This window comes from Sulfurimonas sp. NW7 (genome assembly GCF_051132265.1).
GTDB lineage: Bacteria > Campylobacterota > Campylobacteria > Campylobacterales > Sulfurimonadaceae > Sulfurimonas > Sulfurimonas hydrogeniphila.
On sequence record NZ_CP093235.1, the window covers coordinates 2,005,527 to 2,017,897 of the forward strand.

Consider the following 12,371-nt stretch of genomic DNA (forward strand, 5'->3'; position numbering starts at 1 on the left):
CAATGCAAATAGGACTAAAAAACAGACTTCGACTTATTAGTTTATTACCGATTATTATTTTAATTTCTATTACAAGTTATTTTGTATATAACTCATACGAAAACTATAAAGCAGCACAACTTCTTCAGGATAAACTTTCCACAAACAGGCAACTCAACAACCTTCTGAGAAATGTTTCCCGGGAAAGAGGTATGACCGTAATGTACCTTGGTAATTCCTCACCAAATACATTAAAATCACTCTTAAAGCAGAGAAAGATCGTTGACAAACAGGAAAAACTCTATTTTCAAAAGCTACAGGCACTTTCACAAAAAGACACGGCATTAAAAAATGCGATGCAAAGTATAAAACATGCCAGAACATTGGTTGATACACATAAAATAAACTTTGAAGATATATACAATAAGGTATATGGTAAAGCAGAAAAAATAATTATCAAGCAGCTTGAAACGATTACGTCGCACCAGCTTGACAGTAAAATCAACACTTATGCTTCTGTTTATATTTCGCTGGTACGTGCAAATGCCTATACTGCAGATGAACGTGACTTTATCTCTTATACCCTTGCCCGTTCAACAGAAATGGAAGAAGAAGAGATAAATCAATGGCTCTCATTAATCGCAAAAGCCGATGCTATCAACTTCTATAACCTCAAAGACAAAAATCTTGAGAAAAAGCTTGATGAACTATTTAAAAGTGATGATGCTCTTGAGCTCTTTGATGACCTTAACTCAGAACGTGCTTCTATTTTAATTGCTGCAGCAAGCGGAGAGTATGAAACAAACCCGGGTGTCTGGTTTGCCATGCTTTCAGAAAAAAGCAACCTTATTTCAGAGGGAGAAAATGTTGTCCTGAGTGCCATGGACACCAGAGCCGTTCAGGTAAAAACAGAAGCTTTACAGTTTTTGACCATTACATTGACAATTTGGCTGATTTCAATCATATTGGCAGTTTTGGGCTTTTTGCTCTCTAATGAAATTGCCAGAAATATTCACAACCTTGAAGGTGTCCTCAGAAAAGTTGCAGAAGACACGAATGAAAGCGACAAAGCAATTGAGATCAATCTTCATACAGCCAAAGGGACAGAAGAAGCCTACAGTCTTTTGGAAAAAATCATTGAACAGACAAAACGGGATAAAGAAGCAGCACAGGAAGCGAGTGAAGCAAAATCGATGTTTCTTGCAAATATGTCCCATGAAATTCGTACGCCGCTCAACGGAATTGTTGGCTTTACGGAACTTCTTAAAGATACAGGACTCAAAGAAGAGCAACAGGAGTTTGTTGAAATTATCGAAAAATCTTCAGAAAACCTGCTTGAAATTATCAACAATATTCTTGACCTTTCAAAAATCGAGAGCAATAAACTTGAAATTGAAGATGTAATCTTTAATCCTATAGAAGAGTTTGAAAGTGCCGTTGATGTATATGCTGTCCGTGCAAGTGAAAAGCACATTGATCTGGGATGTTTTATTGACCCTGAACTTGAACAGCCGCTCAAAGGTGACCCGACAAAAATTAAAGAAGTTCTTATTAACCTGCTCTCTAATGCTGTGAAGTTTACTAGCAGTTCCGGAGCTATCAATGTCGATATCAGAAAACTGCAATCACCTCAGGAAGGAACAACACGTATCAGATTTGAAGTGCAAGACAGCGGTATCGGTGTTACAAGCGAGCAAAAATCCAGAATTTTTGAAGCTTTTTCACAGGCAGACACATCCATTACACGTAAATACGGCGGTACAGGTCTTGGTCTTACAATTTCTGCGCGTTTTATCGAACTGATGGGTGGACAACTTGATCTGCACAGTGAACCGGGAGAAGGAACAACTTTCTTCTTTACACTTGATTTTGAAGAGATAGAAGTTATCAGCGAAAGTGCCAAAGAACAATATCTGGGAATCAATGCTTTAATTTTAGAGTCTGCTCATAAAACAAAGAGACAAGACACCTATCTCAAAGAGTATCTTGATTTTTACGGCGTAAGCTATACAACATTTAAAAACAAAAATGAAATTGAAACACTCCAGCGACAAATAAATTATGATATGCTTTTTGTAGATTATGAATATGCAACCGAAGAAGAATTAAAAGCATACAGCACTCTTCCGCAAAAGCTGATACTTCTTACAAAATCTTATTTTATGAGAAAAATCGACTCTATGGGTATTGAGATATTTAAGACCATATATGAGCCATTAAATAATACCAAATTAAAAGCAGCCCTTGAAAATTACCAAAGTCAAAATTTTACAGCACCAAAATTAAAAACAACTTCAAACAAAGTCTTTACAGTCGGTTCGTCTAAATTTGCAGCAAAAGTACTTGTTGCAGAAGACAATATAATCAACCAAAAACTGATAAAACGGACACTTGAAGACTTGGGACTCACTGTTGATATCGCATCCAATGGACTTGAAGCATTCCAAAAACGCAAAGACAATAACTATGATCTGATTTTTATGGATATCCAAATGCCTTTCCTTGATGGTATAGAAGCGACGCAGGAGATTCTTGAATATGAAGAGGTATACAACCAGCCCCATGTTCCAATAATCGCTTTAACAGCAAATGCACTCAAGGGTGATCGTGAAAGATTTTTAGCAGCCGGACTTGATGAATATACAACAAAACCATTAGTACGTGAAGAGATCATAACACTGCTGAATCATTTTTTAGCAGACCACATTGTGGATGTCAATGATGCAAAGACAGAAGAAAAGAAAACAGAAAAAGCACAACAGCAGGAAGAAGAAGCAAAAGAAGAAGAAGAAAAAGCAGTACCGGAAAAAGAAGAAAAAGCAGTACCGGAAAAAGTTCCGGCAAAATACAAAGCTGATATTCTTCTTGCTAAAAAAAGTCCCTTTGAAACAAAGCTTTTTACAAAAATTCTCAGTTCACTTGGATATACTTACGAAGTCATAGACAATATAGATGAATTGCAAAAGAAAATTGAAGAGGAGAGCTATAAACTTATATTGTTTGACAAAGAGACAGAAACTTTAGACTTGAAAGATTTCGCCCGGTCAGTCAAAGAGAAAAGTCAAAAAAACAATCTCTCCACCTACCTGGTATTGATTGTAGATCCGGCTGTACCTGTAAGTGAAGAAGATTCAAAATATGTAGATGAAACGATTAAAAATATTATAAACAAAGACTTGCTGAGACTTGTTATAGAAAAATTTATTTAAGGAAATAACTATGAAAAAAACTGATTTGGTTGTGCTTGCAGTTGATGATGATCTCATTAATTTGAAGCTTTTAAAATCTATGCTGATGAAAAGCGGAAATGTAAAAGAGGTTGTCGAAGCAAAAAACGGCTCAGATGCCATAGGTGTTTTAAAAAGCCGTGATGATATTGACTTGATACTTTTGGATATCATCATGCCTATCATGGGTGGTATCGATATGCTTAAAGTCGTGCGTGCCGATGAAAGTCTGCGTCAACTTCCTATTTTGGTTCTTACAACAGATGAAACAAAAAAAGCAGAAGCTTTGGAGTGCGGCGCAAATGGATTTTTAATGAAACCTATACGCAATGACGATTTGATTGCAAAAATCAAAACAGTCATCGTCTAAACTGCAAAACAGGTTCTGCACAAGGACCTGTTTTTAATACCTCTTCTACCCGTTTAAACGGTCTCTATTTTAACGGCATCTTCCAAGATATAGCAGATATAGCCACGCACTTCATCTCCCGTTATCTCTTTCACTGCTTTTACATAGTATCGAACCTGCTTGCGATGCTCCTCGGTAAAATGCATCGCACTTTTGTAGTCTATCACACTCCACTCTCCCTTTTCATGTTTGACCAACAAATCAAGATAACGCAGATTGTTCTTATAGCGCAGAGCCTTTTCTTTATAGCATACTCCCCGGGTCAAAGTCAAAAACTCCGGTGCAGCAACAAGCCTCTCTATTCTCTGCTGTATATCATCTATCTCTGACTCTGTGAGCATAAAGCCATATTTGTTCAGCATCATATCTTTGGCACAAGCAAGCGCTTCTTGTGTAAACTCCTGCATCATCTCCAGAGTATAGTGCAAAGCAATTCCAAAATTAATGGCTTGCAAATCTTCTTCATTGTGTTTTTCTAATGCCAACAAATCACTCTGTGTTCCGTAATAGATATTTTCAAACGAAAGTTTTTTATATGCCTGCGGTATGTTTTTGGCTTTACATGTAGAGCGCAGTTCTCCGAAGCTTTGAGGTTGTAAATCCAGCAATGCAAATATGGAATCTTTTGGTTTTGCAAGGATGATCAAGTTTTCTCTTGCTCTTGTAAAAGCAACATACAGGGCATTCAAACTGTCTTCTCGTATAAGCTCTTTTTCTTTGGAAAGAGCATAGGCATAGTCATGGTCAATAAGCTCTCTGTTTTTTGTTCTCAGATAAAGATTTTGCAGTTTGATGCCGTCATAATTGTAAATAATGGCATCTCTTGGAGCAGGAGCCTTTTTCAGTCTGTCCATGACAATCACATGCTCATACTCCAGTCCTTTTGATTTATGTACCGTTAAAACCCTCACTCCACTGATATCAGCCGCCGCTGCAGAAGTATCAAGTCTTTCATACTCAAACAAAAGCGCTTCAATATCTGCATATTTGGATACAGCATTCAAAAAGCGAATCAGGTGAAAATCATCTTGAAAAAGTCTGTACTCTTCTATACATCTCTTCACAACATCTACAAGCTTGACACTGTTAAAATCTACAGTGGCAACAGCCCTGACCTCCTGATTTATCAAAGCAAAAAAGTTCTGTCTGTAAATCTCTTCTCTGAAATAGAGATATTTCAAATACTCCAAAACAGCCTTGACACTTCTTTGGTTGATAAGCTTTGTGGTTGTCTCAGTCACAACCTCTATATTTTGTTCATCAAGTACGTTTTTAATGACCTGTCCGTCACTGTTAGTCGCACATAAAACGGCAATGTCATTCACATCTGCGCCAAGATCTATCAAGCGCTTTACCTGCTCAACCAGTGCATCCAAAAGTTCCTCATCTGCAATCACTTCGACAAAACCGCCCTGTGCCTCTTTGCGAACAAGCTGAGGAGTGTAGTTTTTTATTTTATCCGCAAAGACTCTGTTGACAAACGCTATAACCTCTTTTTGCGAACGGTAGTTTGTCAAAAGTTTTTTTACCTCGGTGCGGTGCTCTTTTGCCACCTCCCCAAAAAGAGCCGACACACCTCCCCTAAAACGGTAAATAGACTGTTTAACATCCCCCACAAAGAAAAAACTTCCCTCGCTGCAGACACCCGCACCCGAAGTTATCTCTGTGATAAGCGGTTTTAAAATCTCATACTGCAATATGCTGGTATCTTGGAATTCATCAAGCAGCATATGTTCTATCGTTGCATCGAGGCGAAAGTACAGAAATTCGCTCTCATTGAGACGGTGCAAAATCTCATACACCAGAAGCGTCACATCCGAAAAACTGAGTTCTCCCTCATCTACATAGAGTGCTTTTTTTGCCTTTTTGTAAAGTGCAACAAGTTCATTCAGGGCATAGAAAAAATTCTGCTCTTTTGCCTTTGCATGCGACTGTACGGCACGCTGAATTTGCAACAGAGCCGCATCCATTGCAGGGCTGAAGCATTTTTTAAAGACCCAGTAGTTCAGGCTCTCTTTATATACCCATGTTTTTGCTTTGAGTGCTTCAAAATTTTGGGCAACAACGGCTTTTTGCAGTGTCACCGATGCCTCTTTGCAGTTTTTTACAATATTTTGCAAAAGAGAGAGCCCTTGCATCGCCTCCTCTTCATACGCCTGTATCGATTTTTTTTGAAACTTCAGATGAGAAAGTTCCTCTTTTTTAAGATAAAAATCATCCAGCAGCGCAAAAATGTCACTGACACGTTTGTTTGATTCCAAAGAGAGACTGATAAGCGTCTTGCGTTTGTTGGCAACACTGACTTCTTTTAAAAAACGAGACATCAGTTTGACTTCATGCTGGGCATTCGCCGTTGAGAAATCGGGCATCAAAGAGGCATACAGAGAAAATTTTCTCAAAATCTGAGCGAAAAAGCTGTCTATCGTCATAATCTTCGTATGTGCATTTAAAAACTCGGCCAAAATCTGCGACCGTTTTGCCAAAATCTCTTTGTCAGACATCCCACACTCTTTGGCAATTTCATGCAATTCCATACGTGATTCCAATGCCTGCAGTGTCTCGACAATCCGCTCACTCATCTCGGCAGCCGCTTTATTTGTAAAAGTAAGAGCCAAAACCTTCGCAGGCTCCGCACCTTTAAAAAGTAGAGAAAGATAGCGCACAACAAGCATAAAAGTCTTCCCGCTCCCCGCACTCGCTTCGTAGGCAAGATTATTTTTAAACTTAGACATGAAGATCTTTTATTATTTCAACAGTTGCTTCTAAAAGATTGTGTATATCATTTTGACAAATTTCAAATATTACCTCCGCATCCAAATCAAAATAGTGATGAGATAAAACATCTCGCACTCCCTTTACCTGTCTCCACGGAATATTTGGATACTGAGGCAATATTTTTCCCTCAGACAATTTATCAATATTTTTAAAACCCTCTCCAATAGCAATTAGTCGCATTGAGATACTATCAAGTTTTAAAAGTCCCTCATCGTTTTCTAAAAAATCATCACTCGAATTTATTTTTTGGCATCTTTGAATAATGAGTTCTAATGATATTCGTATATCATCAAGTGTGGATAAAATCATTCTTTGTTTATCATTAAGCATAAATCAAATCTTTTTGAATCATTTCCAGGAAAAAAGGTTTCATATTTTTATGTTCACGCACAATATCCACTTTTATATGCAAATCTTCTTCTATCTGCTCTTTTATTGCAATCATATCAAACATATTAGGTCTCATTTTTACAAAAATATCTATATCACTCTGCGGTGTTGCTTCATCTCTTGCATAACTTCCGAACAATCCAATTTTTTCAACCGCATATTGTTTATGGAACTCGGGGTAATGCTCTTTTAAATAATTAAGTACATCACGTTTTGTCATAATAATATACCTCTTTTTTGCTTTCTTAAGTGTATTATAGCATTTCTGTAAATAACAAACTTAGCCATTATTTTCTCTCAAGACCTCTTCCGTTATTTCATCTGCACTTTTTTCATCGGCATAAAAATACTCTTTTACAAATGTATAATGCCCCAAAATTCAATATCCCACAATACTGTCGTGATTATAAAACATTCCAATCAAGTTTAAAATATTTATGTAGTTTAGGCGTGTTGATGATATGGCTTTTCAGACCTTTATTTTCAATTTTACTGTATTCATAAATAATATTTTGCATTATACTTACAATTAATCTCTATTACACATGATGGCATATTCACAAAACTGGCAGGGCTTTGTCTCTTCACATTTTTCAAAGTTGACGGACTCTATGGAAAGGAGATCTTTGATATGAGATTTTAATATTTCTGTTTTTTCTTGCAAAAATGCTTCCGGGATGATTTGAGACTCTTTCAAATCATAAAAACCGCAACGCTCAACGTTTCCAAAACCGCCGGCCAAAAGAGCGTAAAATTCAAGCTGAAAGTCCGTTGCCTCTGTGTAGTTGTTTTTATTATAAAGCATGTAGGCACCTGTTTTATAGTCAAGCACCTCGATAAGATTTTCTTTTTTATCTATTCTGTCTATTTGACCGACAATTTTCATGCCTGCAAAATTCGTTTCTAAAAGTTCTTCTGTTTTGAATACTTTCCAGCCTTTTTTAAACCGCTCTATTTCAGCCTCCGCAAAAGCCTCCAGACGTTTTTTTTGCATTTCAACGAGATACTTGTCAAGCTCACTCTCTCCGCAAAAATCATCCAGAGCTTTGTTGATATCTTTTTTGAGCTTTTCGGTATCCGTATAAAAATTCTGCTTTTCATAGACTGCTTTTAATGCACTGTGCACGACATTGCCTATTTCATACTCCTGAGGCATATCTTTTGGTATTTCATGGTTTTTTATATGTTGGATATATTTATAGTAATATTTACGCTTACATGTAAGGAAGGTTTTGAGCCTGCTGGCAGAGAGCGCTACATTTTTAAAACTGTACTCCTCTATTATCTCTTCTTCTTTTTGAAAACCTGCCTCTCTTTTTTGAAAGAGAATTTCAGCGTAGTCCAGTTCTCTGTGCTCATTTTTTTGTGTAATGCCGAGTTGTTTTAAAAACCTTGAACCGCTGCTCTCACTTGAGTTGACATAGGCGATTGCCACCTCTTTTGAGCGTGAAATCAGCATTTGGTAGTAATGTTTCTGCAGGCTTTCCCTGTCTCCCATCGTTGGCAAAGAGGCAGCTTTTCGTATCTGTGTATTTAAAAACATATCTTTATCACTGCGTTTTGGAACATTTTTGTCATCAAAATCTATAATAATTACTGCATCAAAATGAACACTTCTTGTCTCAAGTACTCCCATTACCGTCACTTTGCCCCCACGGACATCATCCACAGTTCTCAAAGCCAGACGCTGCATAAAAATATTCAAGAGTGATTTTACACTCATATCCTGCATAAAAGGCAAAAGTTTTTCTATTTTATGCAACTCCTCGTTCAATATTTTCTTCTCCTGTCTATTGGTAAAAAAAGCAGCCACTTCCTGCATTTTTTGCATAAAATCAATCTCTGAAACTTTTTTATAGTAGAGTCCGTGCAAAAGTAAAAAGAGCTCATCTCCCACTCTTTGTATACGTGCCTCATTCTCTTTTGAGTCCTGTTCTATCGCATTTAATGTTGCTTCGATTTTTTTATAAACTCCGGAGTGACGAAAAGACTCCCCCATTGCAAAGTTCAGATTGCACTTTTCATCAAAGCTTTTAAGTATCGGTGCTGCGGTTTCATTGGGCAAAATGACGGCAATTTTTTGGGGATTATATCCTTTTTGCACAAATTCATAGATTTTCTGCTGTACAAAGGCAACCTGCAAAAGAGATTCGCTGAAACTGTTACATGTAAGCTTGTAATCTGTAGGTATTTTTTCTTTTGTGAGCGTTTTTATGTTGTTAAAGTCAAGTTCATATATAAATCCGGCTTCCAGTTCAAACCCGAGTTCGCCCAGTTTGTTTTGCATCTTTTCATTAAAGCGCGTCGCCCAGAAACGGAGTTTTATAGACATAAACGACTTTGCCTTTTGCAACAGTTCAAGCTCAAAGTTTGTCAGATGCCCGTCTAAATAAATCGTCACATTTTGATGTGTTTTTGCATACGCTTCGTTAAATTCGTAAAGCTTTGGCAAAAATATTCTGTCAAGCAGTTTTTTTTCATTGCACAGTTTTTCATAACGTTTGTAAAGTTCTTGCAAAATGGCAATATGCTCTTCATACTCTGCATAAACATCGGCACTGCTGAGTAGATTGATATCATAAAGTTCTGCACTCAGTTCTTCATAAAATTTAAAGATATACGAAGAATTTTTAGTAAAGGTAAAAAAATTCCGCTCGATCTGAAGGTTTGCAAAGCCTTTAAAATCTGACGCTTCAAGCAAAAGCAGTATTCTGCTCTCATCATCTATAAATTTATAGCCTTTTACAAGCGTGAGTCTGGCGATAAAATCGCTCATAGTAATGTAGTTGGGTAAAAAGAGTGTCTGTTCTTGTGCAGCAAGCTGCTCGTGACGAATAGCACGGGCAGTCGGAAGGACTATGGTTGTCTCTTCCATATTTAGTACTGCGAAGCTTCCTGGATGCTTCTGTCGTTTATGATGCGGGTATCAGTTTTGATAGCATAAAATCTGCTCTTGTCACCGACATCTACTTTTAACAACAGATTCCAAACACCTTTTTTTGGAAATTTCACATCATGAAATACATAAAGACCCTCTTCAAACACAGGATCTTTGAGCGTTTTTGTGTAGGTGTCAACTTCAGGACGGCTGATTTCCAAAATCATTTTTGCGCCTTTGACCGCTTTGCCCTCTTTTGTAGTGAGGGCATACTTTACATCCGAACCATTTTCTGAAATTCTGTCTGAAACAAATTTCAGTTTATATGCTTTGTCAAAAGCTATTCTCTGTTTGATAAGTTTGTTTGCATTTGCATCTGCATCCTGGTATTTTGTCATATAATCATCACTCGGCTGTATGTCAGCCTTGCTTGTTTCTATAATTGTCCATACGCATAAGCCAAAAACACCTGTAATTGCCAGTCCTATTGCATAAGGCCAGAGTCTACCACTTTTTATAATGCTCATTTTTATGCCTCATTTTATAAATTTTTCTTTTAAAAAGCATAACTATACCATATAAAATAAAACCATAGAATAATACTCTTACATAAAACAAAGACGTTTGATTTGCATCACTGTCAAATCCATGTCCCAACTTGACACCCTTGGCTTTTGCTATCTGCTGCGCTATATCCAGGTAACCGTTAAACATTGCCGCAGAATATTTGTCTGCGACCATTCCTTTTTTTGCTTTTCCGCCTAAAAGAGGTAAAATAGTCCCTCCGGTATTGCTCATAATGCTGACAAAGTCATCCCAGCTTTTTGCATAAAATGCTGCCATCATAAAGGCCTGTACATAGGATGTAACCGGACTCAGTACCTGTTTTTTGTCAAAATATTTATATAAAGACTGATCATTTGCTTCTATATCTACCTGCGAATTCATTTCAGAGAATGTCAACAATATTGTCGGTTCCTGAAACTGCGATAATATTTTTTTTTCATATTCGTACATCGTCATATTCTTTGGCAGTTCTTTAAGCATCATCAGGCGTAAAGAAATCCCTGTTTTCTTATAAAGCGTACTCCCTAAGGTTTCCACCTCTTCCGTGAATTTTGGGTTGTGTATCACTTCATCTTTATATAAATACTCTGCAAATAAATGTGTTTGAAATAACAGTATGAGGGTGAGGGCATAAAGCCCTCTTCTTAAAAGTTTCAAATAAACTTCCTAACCAACATAAAGATGATTTGGAGTTACAACAGCCCAAAGAGTATATGCAGCCATAATTACAAGGCCCCAAGAAATAATTTTTTCCATTCTAAACTCCTTACTTCACATCAACAACATGCTTAGCATTTTCAGTACTAAACATCTTAATTGATTTTTCATCTTTTATCTTATAAAAGTTTTCAGCTTGAGCATGTTGTACACTTACAGCATTGACACTTAAAAAAGCCAATATGCTAAGTAGTAAAACAGTTGCAATCAGCATACCCGTTACACCGTCAAGAGCAAAAACACTTCTATTTTCATTCATGCTACTCTCCTTTACTTAAGCTCATCACATATGCTGCAATAGCTTCTTTTTGTTTAGGGTTCAGTCTGTCCATTGCTGGCATTTTACCAATAGCCCCTGTTTTACCGTTATCAAGAACATTGATGATCAGTTGTTGATTCCAAGTTGCAATATCCGGAGCAACGTATGCCATGCCTTTTCCGTCAGGACCGTGACATGCAGCACATACATTAGCAAATACTGCCGCACCTGCACTGTTTGCATCTTTTAATCCGCCTGCAACATAATCAGCCACTTCATCAATCTCTTTGTCTGTAATCAATGCACCGGTTGCTGCATTGAAAAGACCGTTTCTATCAGGCATCGGCATCTCTGTTCCTAAAAGTTTGTTGTTTGAACCGTGATTGATAACATACTTCACACTTTTAGCAGATATTCTGCGGTTTAAATCTGCCGCATCAACTTCATTATTGCCGTCAGCATTCAAACCGTGACAAGCAACACACTCAACAAGGTAAACTGATTCACCCATATTTACAAGTTGCTCGCCTTTGATGTTTGCATATTGTTTTTCAAATTCAGCATTTTTTTCTGCAACTTCTTCATTGTACTGACCGATTTGAGAAAATGCATTTACCGGATACCCGATTGTAAAATACCACATACCCCAAATCATTGTACCTAAAAACATAATTGCCCAACCAAAAGGTACCGGGTTTTTATATTCACCTATGTTGTCCCATGACTCATCTGCCAATTCACCAGTTGCCTGATCAACCTGCATCTGACGAACATACTTGATAACCACAAATACTGTAATTATTACAAGTGCCACAGCCCCTGCAATAGCAAGCATATTGACGATATCATCATTGAGACCGCCTTTTTGGTATCCAACTGTTACATATGTTGCAGCCAACATTGCAACAGTTATGATAATTCCCCAAAGATAAAGCTTATTCATATATCTCTCCTATTTTTCTTCTGTCTTTGATACAGGTTTTACCGGAGTATCCCCTATATCATCCTTCAGTGCCATATTACTATAGTGTTCATAATCAACTCCGGTAGCATCTTTCTTTTTTGTATAAAGATGATAAACATAAGAGTATGTCCCGACAACCAAAAATACTATTAAAAAGAAGTACGCATACGCTGCAAATTCATTAAAGTCCACTATATACACCTTTG

General features: G+C 37.2%; 11 protein-coding genes. 2 read left to right on the forward strand and 9 right to left on the reverse strand.

From position 1 onward, the window contains the following. The first annotated feature begins 2 nt into the window (after positions 1 to 2). Together MLC35_RS10500 and MLC35_RS10505 are read left to right on the forward strand one after the other, a co-directional pair. Positions 3 to 3,188, forward strand: a complete 3,186-nt coding sequence (locus tag MLC35_RS10500) for an ATP-binding protein (protein ID WP_434636938.1) — start codon at positions 3 to 5, stop codon at positions 3,186 to 3,188. 10 nt (positions 3,189 to 3,198) lie between these two features. Then, positions 3,199 to 3,576: a response regulator gene (locus tag MLC35_RS10505; RefSeq protein ID WP_151899427.1), complete on the forward strand. Its 378-nt coding sequence runs from the start codon at positions 3,199 to 3,201 to the stop codon at positions 3,574 to 3,576. 53 nt (positions 3,577 to 3,629) lie between these two features. Here the strand turns inward: MLC35_RS10505 and MLC35_RS10510 are convergent, their stop codons facing one another. From MLC35_RS10510 to MLC35_RS10550, 9 genes are all read right to left on the reverse strand, one after another. After that, positions 3,630 to 6,347: a RecB-like helicase gene (locus tag MLC35_RS10510; protein WP_434636941.1), complete on the reverse strand. Its 2,718-nt coding sequence runs from the start codon at positions 6,345 to 6,347 to the stop codon at positions 3,630 to 3,632. Continuing rightward, positions 6,340 to 6,720, reverse strand: a complete 381-nt coding sequence (locus tag MLC35_RS10515) for a HepT-like ribonuclease domain-containing protein (protein WP_230973290.1) — start codon at positions 6,718 to 6,720, stop codon at positions 6,340 to 6,342. The genes MLC35_RS10510 and MLC35_RS10515 overlap by 8 nt, the downstream gene beginning before the upstream one ends. Then, complete coding sequence (locus tag MLC35_RS10520; protein WP_151899425.1) at positions 6,713 to 7,000, reverse strand: nucleotidyltransferase family protein; 288 nt, start codon at positions 6,998 to 7,000, stop codon at positions 6,713 to 6,715. Before MLC35_RS10520 ends, MLC35_RS10515 begins: the two co-directional genes overlap by 8 nt. 309 nt (positions 7,001 to 7,309) lie before the next feature. Next, complete coding sequence (locus MLC35_RS10525) at positions 7,310 to 9,655, reverse strand: PD-(D/E)XK nuclease family protein (protein WP_434636943.1); 2,346 nt, start codon at positions 9,653 to 9,655, stop codon at positions 7,310 to 7,312. A gap of 2 nt (positions 9,656 to 9,657) precedes the next feature. Next, entirely contained in the window at positions 9,658 to 10,185 is a 528-nt protein-coding gene (locus MLC35_RS10530; protein WP_151899423.1) for a FixH family protein, read from the reverse strand. Beyond that, a complete protein-coding gene (locus MLC35_RS10535; RefSeq protein WP_151899422.1) occupies positions 10,163 to 10,882 on the reverse strand; it encodes a 3-dehydroquinate dehydratase in 720 nt (239 codons plus the stop codon). The genes MLC35_RS10530 and MLC35_RS10535 overlap by 23 nt, the downstream gene beginning before the upstream one ends. Before the next feature lie 109 nt (positions 10,883 to 10,991). Next, complete coding sequence (locus MLC35_RS10540; protein WP_346389726.1) at positions 10,992 to 11,201, reverse strand: DUF4006 family protein; 210 nt, start codon at positions 11,199 to 11,201, stop codon at positions 10,992 to 10,994. A gap of 1 nt (position 11,202) precedes the next feature. After that, complete coding sequence (locus tag MLC35_RS10545) at positions 11,203 to 12,144, reverse strand: c-type cytochrome (RefSeq protein WP_346389727.1); 942 nt, start codon at positions 12,142 to 12,144, stop codon at positions 11,203 to 11,205. 9 nt (positions 12,145 to 12,153) lie between these two features. After that, positions 12,154 to 12,357: a CcoQ/FixQ family Cbb3-type cytochrome c oxidase assembly chaperone gene (locus MLC35_RS10550; RefSeq protein WP_346389728.1), complete on the reverse strand. Its 204-nt coding sequence runs from the start codon at positions 12,355 to 12,357 to the stop codon at positions 12,154 to 12,156. Positions 12,358 to 12,371 lie beyond the last annotated feature (14 nt).